This window comes from Blastomonas sp. SL216 (assembly GCA_026625625.1).
GTDB lineage: Bacteria > Pseudomonadota > Alphaproteobacteria > Sphingomonadales > Sphingomonadaceae > Blastomonas.
Genome location: CP113055.1, coordinates 2,385,416 through 2,402,493, shown reverse-complemented (window position 1 = coordinate 2,402,493; position 17,078 = coordinate 2,385,416). Strand labels below are relative to the sequence as shown.

11 protein-coding genes are annotated in these 17,078 nt (G+C 66.2%); 2 read left to right on the top strand and 9 right to left on the bottom strand.

Features of this window, described 5'->3' with window-relative positions:
- Window positions 1-32: 32 nt before the first annotated feature.
- The 5 genes from OU999_11275 to OU999_11255 form a co-directional block, all read right to left on the bottom strand.
- Window positions 33-1,124, bottom strand: a complete 1,092-nt coding sequence (locus OU999_11275) for an NADH:flavin oxidoreductase (GenBank protein WAC22341.1) — start codon at window positions 1,122-1,124, stop codon at window positions 33-35.
- A gap of 194 nt (window positions 1,125-1,318) precedes the next feature.
- Window positions 1,319-4,543, bottom strand: coding sequence for an autotransporter domain-containing protein (locus OU999_11270; protein WAC22340.1), 3,225 nt, complete (start codon window positions 4,541-4,543; stop codon window positions 1,319-1,321).
- Window positions 4,544-4,660: 117 nt separating this feature from the next.
- Window positions 4,661-7,066, bottom strand: a complete 2,406-nt coding sequence (locus OU999_11265; protein ID WAC22339.1) for a TonB-dependent receptor — start codon at window positions 7,064-7,066, stop codon at window positions 4,661-4,663.
- The gene (locus OU999_11260; GenBank protein WAC22338.1) at window positions 7,053-8,012 is read right to left on the bottom strand and encodes a FecR domain-containing protein; all 960 of its coding nucleotides are present in this window, start codon (window positions 8,010-8,012) and stop codon (window positions 7,053-7,055) included. Before OU999_11260 ends, OU999_11265 begins: the two co-directional genes overlap by 14 nt.
- Window positions 8,013-8,048: 36 nt before the next feature.
- The gene (locus OU999_11255; protein WAC22337.1) at window positions 8,049-8,534 is read right to left on the bottom strand and encodes a sigma-70 family RNA polymerase sigma factor; all 486 of its coding nucleotides are present in this window, start codon (window positions 8,532-8,534) and stop codon (window positions 8,049-8,051) included.
- A gap of 328 nt (window positions 8,535-8,862) precedes the next feature.
- Between OU999_11255 and OU999_11250 the strand changes: the two genes are divergently transcribed.
- Together OU999_11250 and OU999_11245 are read left to right on the top strand one after the other, a co-directional pair.
- A complete protein-coding gene (locus OU999_11250; GenBank protein ID WAC22336.1) occupies window positions 8,863-9,264 on the top strand; it encodes a hypothetical protein in 402 nt (133 codons plus the stop codon).
- Between the two features lie 128 nt (window positions 9,265-9,392).
- A complete protein-coding gene (locus OU999_11245; protein WAC22335.1) occupies window positions 9,393-10,601 on the top strand; it encodes a LysR family transcriptional regulator in 1,209 nt (402 codons plus the stop codon).
- Between the two features lie 55 nt (window positions 10,602-10,656).
- Here the strand turns inward: OU999_11245 and OU999_11240 are convergent, their stop codons facing one another.
- From OU999_11240 to OU999_11225, 4 genes are all read right to left on the bottom strand, one after another.
- A complete protein-coding gene (locus tag OU999_11240) occupies window positions 10,657-13,044 on the bottom strand; it encodes a TonB-dependent receptor (protein WAC22334.1) in 2,388 nt (795 codons plus the stop codon).
- A 323-nt stretch (window positions 13,045-13,367) separates the two neighbouring features.
- Complete coding sequence (locus tag OU999_11235; protein ID WAC22333.1) at window positions 13,368-15,116, bottom strand: hypothetical protein; 1,749 nt, start codon at window positions 15,114-15,116, stop codon at window positions 13,368-13,370.
- 18 nt (window positions 15,117-15,134) lie between these two features.
- Entirely contained in the window at window positions 15,135-16,214 is a 1,080-nt protein-coding gene (locus tag OU999_11230; GenBank protein ID WAC22332.1) for a chemotaxis response regulator protein-glutamate methylesterase, read from the bottom strand.
- Between the two features lie 6 nt (window positions 16,215-16,220).
- On the bottom strand, window positions 16,221-17,078 hold the full coding sequence (locus OU999_11225; GenBank protein ID WAC22331.1) for a chemotaxis protein CheR: 858 nt from the start codon (window positions 17,076-17,078) through the stop codon (window positions 16,221-16,223).

Sequence of the window (17,078 nt, the reverse complement as noted above, 5' to 3'; positions counted from 1 at the left end):
CGCTCTTTTGTCTGATGCCGCTTGAAAATGCTCTAGTCGAGCCGCGCCAGTGCCTCGCGCGTGAACGGCGTGATCTGGTCGAAGCGCCCGTCGCGCACCTTGTTGCCCCAATGCGCATCGCCGATCAGCGCCCGTCCGACGGCGACCAGATCGATCTCTCCGCTGGCCAGCATATCGCCGAGCAGATCGAGCCGCGCGCTGTCCGGCACCGGATCATCGCCGACGCGGGTCACCAGAAAATCCTCGTCCAGCCCGACAGAGCCGACGGTGATCACGGGCTTTCCTGAAAGCTTGCGCGTCCACCCGGCCAGATTCATCCGGCTGCCGGCAAATTCGGGCTCCCAGAAACGGCGGGTGGAACAATGGAAAATGTCGGTTCCGGCATCGGCCATCGCCGCCAGAAAGGGTTCGAGCAACGCAGGCGTATCGAACAGGCGGGCGGGATAATCCTGCTGCTTCCATTGCGAGAACCGCAGACAGATGGGGAATTGCGCGCTGGTGCGGCGGCGGCATTCGCGGATGATCTCCTGCGCGAAACGCCAGGGTTCACGGCCCCAGATGTCGCTGCGCTGGTTGGTCGGTCCCCAGAAGAACTGATCGATCAGATAACCATGCGCCGCATGCAGCTCTATGCCGTCAAAGCCCAGCCGCATCGCATCGGCCGCGGCATCGCCATAGGCTGCAATGATCGCGGCGATCCGCGCTTCATCCAGCGCTTCGCCATTGGGTTTGCCGGGTGCGAACAGGCCGGACGGGGACACCGCAGGGACAGCCGGGGTGTCGGTCTGATCGGGCTTGCGTGCACTGCCGACATGCCAGAGCTGCGGAAACATACAGGCCCCGGCAGCATGGACGCTGTGCAATACATCGGCCCAGCCAGCCAGCGCCGTGCCGTGAAATTCGGGAACGCCGCGTTCGGCCAGGGCTGCCCGATCGGCAATGCCGGTGCCTTCGGAAATGATGAGGCCCACGCCGCCCTCTGCGCGGCGGCGATAGTAATCCGCAACATCGGCGCCCGGCATTCCGCCGGGGCTCATCCGCCGCGTCATCGGTGCCATCACCAGACGCGATCCGAGATTCAGTTGGCCGATGGTGCAAGGCGAGAACAGGCTGGATAGCGTCATGACAAACCCTCAGAAAACAGGCCGGCAATCTGCATCAGCGACTGGCGCGCTGCAGCCGATCAGGGATCGCCGGGCTGATTATCTCATCTTGGATTTCAGTCCTTTGTCGTCTGCAGGCATCGGCCAGCGTCACCCGGCCCGGCCGTCGCCTAGCCCGAAAGCTGGGCGGGCAACGGGCAGGCCGGGCGCTGCCGTCAGAAGCCGACCCTGAGCGATACGCGCGCATTCAGGGCGACGTTGCCGTACAGCTCTTCTGCGCCGACTTCGCCTGCCAGGGTGAAGCCCTGCTGGCCACCGACCAGGCGCAGCCAGCCGATCCAGCCATCGCTGCGGGCATCGGGCAGCAGCGTGAAGGCCGCTCCGTCCTTGAAGCGCGCGGTGCTCGTGCCCATCGATCCGCCGATGATCTGCCGACGCCCGCCCTCGATCTCGGCGCGCACCCAGACATCGTCCGGCCTCAGGCTGCCGAAGGCATAGCCCGCCACCAGCGTGCCGTTGACGGCGATCTCGTCGCTGCTGCGCATGTCGACCGTGAGGTTGAAGGCATTGCCGCCGCCGGTTTCGGTATAGCCGTTCTCGTCAAGCCGGTAATAGTCGATCACGGCGGTGGGGCGCAGGACCAGCCGCTTGCCGATCTTTGCCTCATAACCCAGCCCCGCCGAAGCACTGAACAGATCACCCGACCAGTCCGCTTGCGCGTTGCGCTCGACCAGCTTGCCGTTCAGCATCTGGGCAAAGCGGCGGGTTCCGCCGAAGTCGACCTTGGCTGCCGAACCCCGCACGAAAGCACGCACCGGACCCCATTGACCGCGCCAGTGCGCTGCCAGCTCGAACTGGTCCGCGCGGATTTCGCCGCTGGTCTGCTTGTTGTCGTTGCGGCCGTTCAGATAGGCCAGCGAAAGCCCGATATTGCCGAAATCGCCTGCCTTCAGTTCGACTCCGCCGGTCGCGCCCCAGCCCGATGTGTCGAACGATGCGGTCTGGCCGCGATCCTTCTGACTGCCCCAGACGGTCTGCTGCAGCCAAAAGCCCCAATTGCCCTGGTCGCTATAGGCCGCAGCCGGATCGGTGAGGAAGCGGGCGGTCGCGCGCGATCCCTGGGTCACGGTGGCGAACGTCCCCCCGGCATGATCGGGGAGCATCTGCTGCATCACCGCCTGGGCCTCCTCCGCCTTGGTAGTGGCCAGCATGCTCGCCGCCACATCGGCGTCATTGTCGAGCGCCTTGAACACCGCGTCATAGGCGCGCGCCTGGGACTGCGAAAACGCAAGCTCGCTGGCGGCCTTGGGCTTGATGGTGATCGTCACCAGCCCGGCGGCATCATTGCCGGTCACCGTCGAGGTGAACAGATAGGGCAGCACGACATCGGTGCTCGCCAGATTGGCGCTGCCGGTCAGCTGGCCTGCGGTGAGGATCTGATAGCTGCCGGCAGACTTGCCGATGCTGGTGAGGTTGACCGCAAGCTTAGAACCGGCAGCGATGGTCGCGCTGCCCGCCACGGCGATGCGCGTTGCGGTGCCGGTCTTGCCGTCAATGGTGACGCCGAGCGTTCCCTTGTCGGACACCGCCAGCGATGCCAGCTGCACATTGCCCGGTGCCGTCAGTTGCATCGTGCCCCCCGCGATCGTGACCGCAGCCTGGCCTGCACCCGCCAGCGTACCGCGAAACAGCGAGGTTCCGCCGAGCGAAAGCGTATCCGCCCCGCCGCCCAGATCGAGCGCGCCTGCAAGGCTCGCCTTGCCCGAAAGCTGCACCATGTCCGCGCCGCTGCCGAAGCTTGCATTGCCGGCCAGCGCAGCATCGCCGCTGGCGAGCAGACGGTTGTTGCCCGCGCCAAAGCGCATCGCACCAGTTATCGACCCGGCAGAGACCTCGACAAGATCATTGCCCGAGCCCAGCCGGATATCGCCGGTGATCGAGGGCTTGGCGCCTGCGCTGGCCGCCGTCTGGCGCACGGTCGCGCCGGTGGCATTGGCCGAAAGATCGATCGCCACGGCCTTGCCTTCGCCCGGCTTGGCAGCCGTCGCGCTGATCGTGCCGCTATTGTCCAGCGTCGCGAGCTTGCCGGACAGGTCGATGATGGCGGCGGCGGTGCTGTCGGCTGCAGCGGATGCAGCGATCCGGCCGCTATTGGTCAGCCGGGTCATCGATCCGCTATTCTCGATGACAACCGCGCGCGCCTGCGTCGTCGCGCCATTGCCGCCGGTCGCCTCGATCGTGCCGCTGTTCACCAGCGCGGGGACGGTGGCGAGGCTGCCGATATGCAGCGCCGTCGCATTGCCACCTGAGGACTTGGCCGCGATGGTGCCGTTGTTGAGAATGCCGCCTGCGATCACGGTCTTCTGGCCCAGCCCGCCAATGGCCATGCCGGTGGCCGCGACATCCTTGTAGACGCCATTGCCCTCGATCCGCCCATTGTTGACGATGCCGTTGCCGGCAGCCGCCGTGCCTGCGACCGCGCCAATCGTGATCTCCTGGCTGGCCGATCCGATGCGGACGGCAGGCGCTGCGCCATAGGCGATGACGCTGGCCGTGCCTTCCTTGGCGTCCTCGATGCCGTCCTTGTCCTCGTCCTTGTCATCGGGTTTCAGGTCCCTGGGCGGCGCATCGAACAGGATGCCGCCTGCCACCGATCCCGCCACGCGCAGCGCTGGACCGCCCTGCAGCAGGTCATCGGCATCCAGCTTGCTGGCATCTGCAGGCGCGGTGGTGCTGCGATAGCCGGTCGCGCTCACCGCACCCTGGATCGTCAGCGCGCCACCGATGGGTCCTGCAAGATCGATGGCGACGGCATTGGAGCCGGTCGCAGAAACGCTGCCGGTCAGCGCGACATTGCCCGTGACCACACCCGCGCGGATGCCGGCGCTGTTGTCGCCGACAATGGTGATCGCCCCACCATGGGTCAGCGATCCGTTCAACGGTCCTTCCAGGCTGATCCCGGCGCTGGAATTCCCCGCCACCGCGATGGTGCCGGTGTTCACCACCGATCCGTTGAACGCACCCAGCGTCCGGATGCCGAAGCGGTTCTGGCCCTGCGCCAGTGGGCCGTCGAGATCGCCGTCCTTGTCGCTATCGGCAGGCTTGTAGGCTTCATCGAGCGTGATGCTGCCCTTGTTGGTGATGGTGGCGGTAACCCCGGCATTGGCGACGATGCCCGCGGCATTATTGGCATCGGTCAGCTGGATCGTGCCTTCGTTGGTCACTGCATGGTTGCTGTTGATGGTCACCGCCACGCCGGAGGTCGGCTTGATCGATCCGGCAGAGGTGATCGTCACGCTGTCGGCGCTGCCATTGTTCGCGCTGCCCGTGGCAATCGGGGTGGTGCGCGCGGTGGCGACCGTGGTCTCGGCAAGCACGCCGTGCAGGGGGAGAAGCAGGGTAACGGGGGTCAGGCAGGTGCAGGCCAGCAAGAGGCGCATGATCGTCCTTTCAGCTATCGGGGGAGGGGGAGTGTGTTCACTCACCCAGACGATGCCGGGACATGAAACCCGCACTGCAAATGTCATGCAGTTGCATTATTTTTGGAAAGTTCGGATTCAGAAGGAGAAATCGGCCCCGATAGCGATGGTCCGGGGGCGCAGCGGCGTGATCTGGTCGCCCTGGGCCAGGGTGAAGGGCGACCCCATCGCGAAGCGATTGCCCCGGCTGTCGAGCAGGTTCGATGCCCTGATCCAGAAGGACCGGCCATTGCGTGCCAGCTCGACCGAGAGGCTGGTGTCGAGCACATCGCCCTGGCGCACGCCCAGCACCGGGCCGATTCCCAGCCGCGAGGTGCCGACATAGCGCAGCGACCCGCCCAGGGTCAGCGTCTCGCCGCGCGCGGTCTCAGTCTTCCAGCTTGCCCCCAGCCGCCCCGACCATCGCGCCACATTGGGCAGATCGTCGCTGTCGACCACGACGGCGCCTTCGGGAACGGCAGTGCCAGCGGCGGAATTGCGGGCGAGGGTCAGAAGGAAGATGCGCGACGATGGCGTGACAAGGCGGCTGTCGGCCCAGACCCCCGATGCCTCGAGCGTCAGCCCGGGCAGCGGTTGCCACGCCATATTGGCATCGAGCGTGACGATGCGGCCATCGCCGATATTCTCGGTAGCGGGCAGCCCGTCGGCATCGATCAGGTCTGCCTGGATGTTGCGCCAGCGGGTGAAGGACAGCGTCGCATCCGCGCTGAAATTGCCTTGCGCCAGCGCCAGCCCGGCCTCGATCGCGGCGACATTGTCGGGCAGGAAATGGCGGATCATGTCGTCGCGCACGCTGATGCCGCCGGGGCGGAAGCCTTCCTGATAGCGGACATGGCCGGACAGGGCGTCGGAAAAGCGATAGCGCAGCCCTGCGCTCGGCAGAAAGGCGGTCTGGCTGCGGCGCGGGGCGACCCTAAACGCATCGAGCGTCAGCGGCGTCTCCAGCGCCTTGCCGGAGAGCCGCGCATGGGTCAGCCGCCCGCCGGCCATCAGGACGAGGCGCCGGGTCACGGGCAGTGCCAGATCGGCAAAGGCCGTTGCCTCTTCCACCCGGTTCTCGATCCCCGATATGGCCGAGACCCGCGCCAGTTCGCCGCGCGCGCGGCGGATGCGATAGCGGTTGTCAAGCAACTGGCCCCCCACCAGCCAGTTCAGCCCGCCATCGGTCATGCCCGAAAGCCGGGTTTCGTTGGCGATCAGCCGGGTTTCGGCCCGCTGGCGGAACAGGCTGGGGCTTCCCCCCGCTTCGGTCGCGTCGAACGTTTCGTCCAGATCGAGCCCGGTGACCGTGGTGGTGGTCAGCAGCTCGAACGCATCCCATTCCTTGCCGATCGATGCCTGGCCGAGCCGGAACCTGTTGGCAAAGGGCTGGGCAAAGGCGCTCGCGCGGTCGAGCCGGTCGCCCAGCCTGTCGGCATATTGGCTGTCGCGCCCGTCGATGGTCTGCGCGGTGGCGAGCAGATCGATCGTCCAGCCGTTACCCGGTTCAAGCCGGCCGATGATCCGCCCGCCGGTGGTGTGCACCCGGTTGATATCGTCGCGCTGCCGCAGCCGGTCGTCGATATAGCCGCCGTCGCGCCCGGCATAGACCACCGCACGCAGCCCCGCCTTGCCCTCGATCAGCGGGATGTTCACCATCGCGCTGGCATCGAAGGACGGCTCTCCATGCCAGGTCGCGGCGAGCGAGGCGGACTGCGCCGCCTGCCATTCGCGGCTATCGGGCATGTTGGGCAGCAGCCGGATGACACCCCCCAAAGTGCCCGCACCATAAAGCGTCCCTTGCGGTCCCTGGCGCACCTCGATCAGATTGAGGTCGATCAGGCGCAGATCGGGATCGGGCGCGTTATAGTTGAGCCGCGCGGTGCCCAGATACTGCCCGACCACCGCCTGGGTCGGCCCGTTGAAGCTCGTATCGGCAATCGCGCGGAGGAACAGCCGGTTGCGTCCCGGCCCCAATTGCGTCGAGCCAAGCCCCGGCACGCGCTCGGCCAGTGCATCCGATCCGCGGTTGTGCGCGTCGATCGCAAAACTGCCGTCGAGTGCGATCAGGCCCTGTTCGCGGCTGGCCAGCAAGTCGCCCGATGTGCGGACACCGGTGACGACGATTTCGGGCGCCGCCTCCACCGGCTCGGCGGGCGCCGCGACCGCAAGGCGCAGCGGCGTGCCGCTCGGCCGGGCCGAAGGGGCTGCGCGCACGATCCGCCAGTCGCGGGCAGACAGCCGCACCGCGCGCGCATTGCTGTCGTCGAGCAGGCGGCGCAGCGCCTCTTGCGCGCTCATCACGCCGCGCAGTCTGCGCACGCGCTGCGCGCCGAGCTGGCGGTCGGTTATGCCGATGCTGATCCCCGCCTGGCGTCCCAGCGTGACGATGGCGCTATCGAGCCGCCCGGGGGCGATATCGACCCGTGCAGGTGCGTCTGCCAGCGCCTGTGTCGGTGCCGCCAGCAGGCAGAATGCCGCCAGCAGGCATTTACGGCTGTGCATCTATGCTCACCAGTTCCCAGCCCTGCTTTCGCCGGACCGCGCGCGCGCCGAGCACCGGCGCGATCTGCGGCATTGCGTCGGCCTTGCGCCCCGCCACCTGCAAGATTCCGCTGAACCGGGCTTCGGCCAGGGCGGGCGAGACCGCCACCCTGGTACCCAGCGTCCGTTCCAGCGCCTGCGCCACTTCGGCCAGCCGCGCATCGGCAAAGCTGATCTGGCCCGATCGCCAGCCGCCAATATGGCTGGTCGCCACGTCCGACACGATGATCCGCCCCGTCGCCCCGTCAATCTGCGCCCGGCGACCGGGGTCAAGCCGTACCTTCTCCTGCTCGGGATTGACGATCACCGCGCCTTCTGACACCGCGACGTCGATCGACTGGCCCTGGCGGACCACGTTGAAGGCGGTGCCGATATCGACCAGCCGCACATCGCCTGCCTCGACGACAAACGGATCGGCGCTGTCATGGCGGACGATGAACATCGCTTCGCCGCGTTCCAGCCGGGCAAAGCGCGGTTCGGCCTTGTCGAGCGCCAGCCGTGTTCCGCCGTTCAGCAGGATGCGGCTGCCGTCCTCCAGCGCGATGCTCTGCGTCTGGCCGTTGGGCGTGGTGACGACATAGGGCTGCGGGCGCAGCTGCCAGAGCGGGATCAGCAAAACCGCGACGATGGCCGCGGCCAGCGCCAGATAGCCGCTCCGCCAGCTCCGGCTGTGTCCAGGCACCGCGTCCTCGCTGTCGTTGGCCGCGACCGGCAGACGCGGTGCAGCCGCTGCCGTCAGATCGGCCATCCAGCTGCCAGCCGCCATCGCGGCATCATAGGCCGGGTTGTGGCGCGCATCGGCCTCCAGCCAGTCGGTCAGCGCCTGCCATCCGGCAAAGTCGGCCTCTTGCGACGCCAGCACCCATTCCAGCGCCTCCTGGCGGATCCGTTCGTCTGTGTCTGTCATGCTGTCCATCCTGCACCGGGGACGTCACCGCCACGCTCATTCCGCATCTTGCGTCTCCCTGAGGCGGATCAGCGCCCGATAGGCCTTTTGCAGATCCTTCTCGACCGTGCTGAGGCTGAGCCCCAGATGCTGGGCGATGGCGCGCTGGCCCATGCCGTTGATGCGGAACAGGCGGAAGATATCCAGCACGCGTTCGCCTTCGGCCCTGAGCGCTGCTTCGGCCTGGGCAAGCGCTGCCCTGGCGGCCAGAGCGCGATCGGGCATGGGCGCATCCGATGCGCCGCCGGAATCGCTGTTGATTTCAAGCCATTCGCCATCGCGCTTGCGCGATCGCTGGGCGGACCGGTACCGGTCGTGCATCACGTTGTTGAGCGCGCGGAACAGATAGCTGCGCGGATCGGCAATGGGCTCGGTGTTCAGCGAGGCCAGCCGCAGCCAGGTGTCCTGCACGATATCCTCGGCCAGATCGCCTGCCCCGCGCGCGCGGAGGAAGCGGAGGAAACCATCCCGCTCAGCCAGCAATAGGGCTTGAAGGCCGTGTGTTGACGTCAAGTGTTCGGACTCGGGTGAAACATGGGGGCCATCCGGATGTGGTCCCTGCCCATAGACGTCGCCAGCTACACCAAACCGTAGCGCGGGACGATTTTTTTATGCGAACGCGGGAAAATCATGCGGGATTGGCCGCCCGGTGCCGTCTTCGCCATGCAACCAGCCTCGAACCCCGGCTGGCTTGAACTGGTCCAAATGCCCCCCTGGACCCGGTGCACCTTGAGAGAAGTGTTGTTGCTAGTCCTTCTCTCAAGGTGCTTTTCGCAGCCCGGGGCGGTCTGGGAGTGCAGGTTTGACGCTTGTGTCGATTGTTCTCGCCGCCGCGCTGCAGGTCGCATCCGCGTCCGGCAGTGCGCTGGCCAGGGAGATCGTCTTCGTGCCCCCCATGCCCGGTCCTGCGCCTGTGATGGAGGTGGTCGCCAGCACCGATTGCATCGCGCTCGACCGCGTCCGCTCGACCCGGATCATCCGGGGCACCGGCATCGTCTATGAATTGTCGCGGCGAACCCGCTTCATCAACCGGTTGCGCAGCGGCGCACGCCATCTGAGCGAAGGCCAGGTGCTGCTGATCCGGCGGCACGGACCGCTGCTGTGCGCGGGCGACACCGTGTATCTGGTCGATGGGCTGACCGGTGCGGCGGTGAGCTTTGTCGGGCTCGGCGTATTCGAGCGCTACGAGGAACCCGTACCGCCCGTCCATTAGCGGCAGGCGGCGCACCATTTCAGCCATTCTGGCGCACGACGATTCCACCGATCGTGGCATATTTGTCGCGTCGCCCTGAAATGTGATGGCCGTGGTTGGTTCCGTCCGCGGGTCCATGCTAAATTGTTATGATGGATAACTGGAATCTGCGCCATTTGAGAGCAGTTGCCGCGATTGTGCGCCTGGGAAGTATCTGCTCAGCGGCCGAGGCTGTCAGCATATCGCAACCCGCGATCACCCAGGGATTGTTCAAGCTGGAGGCACAGCTTGGCGTCGCACTGTTCAGCCGACTGCCCGAAGGGATGCAGCCGACCGAGGCGGCGATGCTGCTCGCTCCGCGGATCGAGCGCGCGCTGCACCATATCGGCAGTCCGCGCGTGACCATGGCGCAGGTGCGGGCGCTGCTGGCTTTGGCCGAAGGCGGCAGCTATGCGCGTGCCAGCGCGCTGACCGGGCTTTCGCAACCCACGCTGCACCGGGCGCTGGCCGATCTTGCCGTTGCGTTGTGCCACACGCTGGTCGAGCGGCGCGGCAAGGGCATCGGCTTTACCGCTTATGGCTGGCGGATGATCCGCGCGTTTCGGCTCGCGCGGGCAGAGTTGCTATCAGGCCTGGCAGAAATCGAAACGCTCAAGGGGCGCGAAGTCGGCAAGATCACGATCGGTGCAATGCCCTTGTCGCGGGCCCGCGTTCTGCCCATGGCGGTCGCCGCCTTTCATGCGCTCTATCCGGGCGTCCGCATCGTCATCACCGAAGGCGCGTTTCTCGAGCTGATCGAGCCGCTGCGCGATGGCGATCTTGACCTGATCGTCGGGGCGCTGCGAGATCCGCCGCCCGGCAATGACGTGGAGCAGGAGCCGCTGTTCTTCGATCGCCCGGCCATCATCGGGCGCAGGGGGCATCCGCTGGCCGATTGCGACCCGACCATGGCGGACCTCGCCAGCTTCCCGTGGATCGTGTCCCCGCAAGGCACTCCGCTTTATGGCCAGTGGCGCGCGATGTTCGAACAGGCTGGCCTTGCGTTGCCGACCGTGCCGATCGAGTGCGGGTCGGTGGTCGCCATCCGCCAATTGCTGATCACCAGCGATTTCCTGACGGTGCTGTCCCCCGACCAGGTGGCCATCGAGCTGTCGACCCAATGGCTGCACCGGATCGCCAATGCGCCTGCAGGCCTGACTAGGACGATCGGCATGATGACGCGATCCGGCTGGCAACCGACGCTCGTGCAGGCCGCCTTTGTCGAACAGCTCAGGCTGGCATCGCGCCAGGGCGTGCTTCCCGGTCGCGATGGGGCGCCCGCCGCAGCCGACGTCCTGCAAATGGCCGAAGCCCCGTGAAGCGGCGGGAGGCCCCGGCCGCTTCACGGCGGTCAGGGCCTTGTCGATCCGCGCGTCAGAACTGGAAGCTGGCCTGCATGAACCACTGGCGGGGGCGGGCGAAGATCCGCTCGGCATAGCCCAAGGTCGCCAGCGATGCGTTGCCCTGCACCAGATAGCGTTCGTCGAACAGGTTGGTAAGTCCGGCCTGCAGCTTCCAGCCATCTTCATGCGCCAGCGTGAGCGACGCATTGGCAACGAAATAGGCATCCTGCTCGATTTCCGGAACGCTTCCGGTGATGAACACCACTGAGGAACTGTACGATCCGTCGAAGCGCGGCGTCAGCTGCAACGTGTCGGTCAGCTGGAAATCATAGGCGATACCAAAGCTGCCCTGGAACGATGGCGTCAGCGGAAGATCGTCGCCCGGCAGCACCGTTGCGGTCGCACCCGGTATGGCGGTGATCGACAGGATGTCGTCGTCGAGCATGCTCATCGACGCCTCCAACGAGAAGCCGCCGCTGCGATACGAGGCTTCGGCCTCGAACCCGCGAATGCGCGCCTTGCCTGCATTGAACAGCAGCGGCACCGGGCCGGCGCGGAAGATCAGCTGGATGTCCTGATAATCCGCCTGGAACGCCGCGAGATTGAGGCGCAGCGCACCGAAATCCATCTTCGCGCCGAGTTCGTAGCTGTCGACCGTTTCCTCATCGAACGGGATCGGCACATTGCCTGCAGGCGGCGCGTTGTAGCGGGTGTTGAAGCCACCCGACTTGAAGCTGCGCGCATAGGAGACATAGGTGCTCAGCCAGTCGGCCACCTGATAGCGCACGCTTGCCGAACCGGTCAGCGCCGAGAAGGTCTCCCGATTGGGGGTCGGGAAGATGAACAGCGGTCCGCCTTGCGGGATCGCCAGGGTGGGCAGCGGGTTGGGATCGGGGCGGGTGGACGGGAACAGGTTCAGCACCGTGCCCTGATAGGTCTTGCGATCCTCGGTATAGCGAAGCCCGCCGGTCAGCTCGAGGCCCGTGGACACCTCCCAGGTCGCCTCGCCGAAGATCGCAAAGGACTTGGTTTCAAGCGCCGACAGCTGCAGGTCGCGGCTTCCCGGCCCACCGGCGAGGATCGAACCGATCACTGCGGGGGTTGGCGGGAAGGAAATCGGAACCGAGGCGCGTTCGTCCGTGTCCTCATCGAAATAATAGGCGCCCAGGATGCCGTTCACCGGGCCGCTGTCGAGCTGCAGCTGCACTTCCTGACTGAACTGCTGCGATTGCGCCCCGACATCGGTGGTCAGGATGACGAACGGGGTGTTGTCGGCATCGCGGACGCCGCGCGATTGCGTGTCGCGATAGGCAGTGATGCTCTTGACCGTCAGGGCTTCGGAGAGCGCGAGGCTGGCCGTTGCCGACAGGCCCCAGACCTTGGACGTGCTCAGAACCGGGGCGGTGCCGCCATTCACATAGGGCCCGCGATTGTAGAAATCGTTGGCGCAGCGCGGATCGTTGATCAGCGGCACATTGGGCGCGCCGAAGCGCGGGTTGCCGGGGGTCAGCGGCGCGAACGGGATCGTCGCGCCAGGGCATCCCGCCCCGACACTGGCGATCGCGGGAACCGGGGCCTGTTCGTTGATTCCGGCAAAGACGAAAGGCGCACCATTCTCGTTGCGCTCGGTATAATCTCCGCGCAGCAGCAGATTGAAGCTCGGCGATGCCTCCCATTTCAGTGCGGCATTGAGCGTGTAGACATTGTCATTGCCCAGCCGCAGCCCATCGAAGGCGCGCCGGACATAGCCGTCGCGCTTGCGAAAACCGCCGGAGACCCGGGCGGCCAGATTGCTGGTGATCGGAAGGTTGAGCGCGGTCGACCCCTCGATCAGATTGTCCTCGCCCGTGCGAAGCCGGCTGCGCCCGGAAAAGGCGTCGAACTCGGGCTCGCGGGTCTTGACCAGGATCGCGCCGCCGATGGTGTTGCGCCCGAACAGCGTGCCCTGCGGTCCGCGCAGAACCTGGACGCTGGCGATATCGCCCAGTTCGATGGTTCCGCCGACCGACCTGCCGACATAGACATCGTCGATATAGACGCCGACGCCCGGATCGACCGCAGCGGTGGGGTCGAGCTGGCCGATGCCGCGGATGAATACCACCGCTGCCGCGCTGTTGCCCGAAAGCTGGCCCGCGGGCTTGAACTGCAGGCTGGGCGTGAACCGTTCAAGGTCCTGGGTCTGCGTGATCTGGCGGTCTTCCAGCGCCTCGCCGCTGAACACCGTGACGGCCACGGGGGTTTCCTGCAGCGATTCCTCGCGGCGGCGGGCGCTGACGATGATCTCTGCCGGCTCTGCCTCTTGTGCTTCCGGTTGATCTGCCGTTTGCGCCTGGGCCAGGTGCGGCAGGCTTGCCAGCGCCAGGGCGCTGAAGGCCGTTGTGATCATTGCGCGGCGGCGCGATACGAAGCTGCTCGTCATGGCTATCTCCCCAATGGCGGTCCCTCTGCTGGGAACCCTGTTGAGAGCAGCTTGCAACACCCGCGCTGGCATCTCTAATCCGATTTGCGGCCAGCCCATAAGAAATGGCAAAGTATGACACCGGTGGGTCACCGGCGGAATCCCGTATTGCCGATGCATGGTATCGACGACCGGGGTGGGGTCGGGACTGCGTGCGATGGCATGCACGCTGTCCCAACCCCGATATTCACCGATCCCCCGATCGGTGCCCCAGCTATGGCCCCCCGGCCAGTTGATCCTGATCGCCGCCAGCTTCCCCCGAAGCTGGCCTCCGGCGGCCAGGCTCAGAAGAGTGCGTCGTCGAACAGCGCGTCATCGTCGTCCGCATAGCCGCCTGTGGCGGGTGCGGCAGGGGTTGTATTGCTGATCAGCCTGGTCATGCCGGGCAGCAGGAAGTCGTCATGGACAAGGCGCTCGCTGGCCATGGTATAGGCGCGGGCGAGCCGTTCCATGACGTCGCGCGCGGGCTGGTCGTTGCGGCCGTCGAGCGGCAGGGGCGTGTCGCATCCGATTTCCATGGTGAGCAGTTGCTCGATCCGCTCGAGCGCATTGCCGAGGTCGAGGCTTTCTTCCAGCTCGTCGGTGGTGGAACGCAGCGCGCCGAGCAGGCCGCTCGCCATGTCCTTGGATACCGCCATCGCCTGTTCGGTGCGCTGTGCGCCTTCGCGGATCGCATTGAGCGAGCGGGCCAGGCCGTCGCTGTCCTGCTCTTCATGCGTATCGGCATGTTCGCGCATGCGCAGCGACACTTCGCCCAGCGTGGTCGCCTCTGCCGTGATCTGCTTGATCGTCTGGTCCAGGCTGTCGGAACTGGCGCGGATTTCGTTGGCGATGACCGAGACAGGACGACCGATCGCTTCGACACGGCGGCATTTCAGCCCGATATTGATCGCCATCTGCTGCACCTCGATGCGCAGGATGCGCATCGCGGCGGCGCGTCCCGACAGGTCGTCGACCGTATCGACGATGATGCGCAGCGTCTCGGCCGCCTGGACATCGGCCAGGCGCAGCTGGGTGATCATCGCATTGGCTTCGGCAATCCCGGCCTCCAGGCTGCGGAGGAAGACCTGGCCGTCCTCCGATCCGCCGCCCTTGCTGAGAGCGATCAGCCGGTTGGCTTCGGGCACCAGCCCGCGCAGCGAGGTGACCAGCGCGCGGGTTTCGGTGCGGAACTCCTGCGCGGTGGAGGCGGTGTGCGCCAGCAGCAGCCGCAGCAGATGGTCGCGGCACGCCGCCTCGTCCTCGGCCGAAAGCCCCGCTGCCGCCAGCGTCGCATGCGCATCGAGATAACCGGCCAGCACATGTTCCAGCCGCTGCCGGGCGATATCGCCCACCTGGATCGCACCGAGCACGCCTGCCACATTGGCCTGGATCGAGCGCGCCAGCGCAGAGGTCTTTTCGGCCAGCTCGGCCAGCATGCCCTGGTGACGGCGCAGCGCCGCTGCGTCGGCTTCCAGACGGTCGGGCACATGCGGGACGACGCGCTGGCACTCGCTCGCCAGCAGCCGGTCGTTATGCTCCATGCTGCGCAGGCTCACCCGCAGCTCGTCAAGCTTGGTCTTGAGCGCGCTGACCTCTGCCTCGCCGGCGCCCAGCTGGCCCGACATGGTGTTGGCGAAATCGACAAAAGTCTCTGCGCCCGATGCGGCGATCTTCACGTTGAGGCCGAAAATGTGCAGCACGTGCAGCGACTTCTGCACCTCGTCGAGAAAGCTCGACAGCCGCCGCGCGGCCAGCTGGATCTCGCCGATCTCGCCGGCGCGGCTCTGGGTCTGCTCGCCGACATTCGACAGGCGGCGGGCCGCGGTGGTGAGGTTGGTCACCGCCGTGGCACCATCGCCCGACTGGAAGGTCGAGGTCGCATCGCGCAGCGCCGTGACGATGCCGTCGATCGAACGCACCGCCTCTGCCAGCGTGTTGCCGACGGTCACGAAGCGCGCGTCGATGCCCTGGGTGATCTGGCCGAGCAGCACGCTGATGGTGCCCGCGCCGTCCTGGCCGGTGTCGCTGGCGCTGATTCTGGCATGCAGCATGGCTGTCCTGGTCCTTGTTCAGCGGGCCGTGGCGTGGAGCAGTTCGCGGGCGATCGCGCCCAGCGGGATCACCTTGTCGGCGGCATCGCGGGCGATGGCCTCTTTGGGCATGCCGAAGACGATGCAGCTCGCCTCGTCCTGCGCAAAGGTGCGCGCTCCGCACTGTTTCATCTCGAGCAGACCGCGCGCGCCGTCATCGCCCATGCCGGTCATGATGATGCCGACCGCGTTCGATCCGGCACTGCGCGCGGCAGAGCGGAACAGCACATCGACCGAGGGACGGTGGCGCGAGACCAGCGGGCCTTCGCGCACCGAGACGAGATAGCGCGCGCCCTGGCGTTCGAGCAGCGTGTGCTTGCCGCCCGGCGCAATCAGCACATGGCCGCGCATCACCGTATCGCCGTCCTGCGCTTCCTTGACGCTGACATTGCACAGACCGTCGAGCCGCTTGGCAAAGGCGCGGGTGAAATTCTCCGGCATGTGCTGGACAATGACGATGCCGGGCGAATTGGCGGGCAGTGCCATCAGCACCTCGCGCAGCGCCTCGGTGCCGCCGGTCGAGGCACCGATGCACACGACCATCTCGGTCGTGCGGCTCATCGCGCGGCCCGAAGGCGGCATCAGCATCGCGTCGGCTGTCAGCTTGGCTTCGACCTTGCGGGGCTGGGGCGCCGCCTTGCGTCCGCTGACCCGGGCCCTGGCCGCGCCCTTGACCGTCTCGCGGATCATCATGCGCGATTCTGCCAGATGGTCGGCCACGCCCATGCGCGGCTTGCAGATGATGTCGACCGCGCCGGCCTCCAGCGCCTGCATCAGCGTTTCGGAGCCCTCTTCGGTCAGCGACGAGCACATCACCACCGGCACCGGGCATTGTTCCATGATCTTGCGCAGGAAGGTGATGCCATCCATGCGCGGCATCTCGACGTCGAGCGTGATGACGTCGGGGACCTCGTCCTTGATGTAACGGGCCGCGGCAAACGGGTCCGATGCGGCGGCGATCACCTCGATCTCGGGATCTTCCTGCAGCACGGCCGTAAGCGTCTGGCGCACGCTGGCGCTGTCATCGATGATGAGCACGCGGATCTTGGGACGCACCATGAGCGGTTACACCTTCTGGAAGACCGTGTTGCAGACAGTTTTCAGCTGTCCGCTGAAGCCAGCGATGGATTCGGAATGGCCCAGCAGCAGAAAGCCGCCCGGACGAAGCTGTTCGCACAAACGGGTTACGACTTTGTGCTGGGTCGGCTTGTCGAAATAGATCAGCACGTTGCGGCAGAAGATGATGTCCACCGGATTGCCGATCGCATAACGGTCGCTCATCAGGTTGAGCCGGCCAAAGCTGACCTTCTTGCGCAAGGCAGCGGCAATGCGCACCTCGCGGCGGCTGGGGTCCCTGGGCTCCATCACATAGCGGCGGCGCAGGGCGGCTGGCACCGGCTCCAGCATCTCGGCAGGGTAGATGCCCTTGACGCCGGTCTGCAGCATCTCGGTATCGAGGTCGGTAGCCAGGATCTCGTAATCGGGGCCACCATGGCTCTGGGCGTAATCGTCCAGCACCATCGCCAGCGTATAGGGTTCTGCCCCGTTCGAACTCGCCGCGCTCCAGCACCGCAGCATGCGCTGCCCGCGCTCCTGATATTGCGGCAGGATGTCAGAGACCAGGAAATCGAAATGATTGCGCTCGCGGAAGAAGTCCGTCTTGTTGGTGGTCACCGCATTCAGAAAATCGTCCATCTCCGCCTGCGAGACATCGCCGCTCAGGATATGCGCGCAATAATCGGCGATGCTGCGATAGCCATTGTCGCGCACGCGCCGCCGCAGCCGCCCTTCCAGCATCGTGGTCTTGGATGGGGGCATGCGGATGCCCGTCGCGCTGTAGATCAGCGCCGCCAGCGCCCGAAAATGCTGGGGGCTGATGGTGTCCGAAATCGGCGCGACCATTCTTGCCGTAGCTGCTGCCAT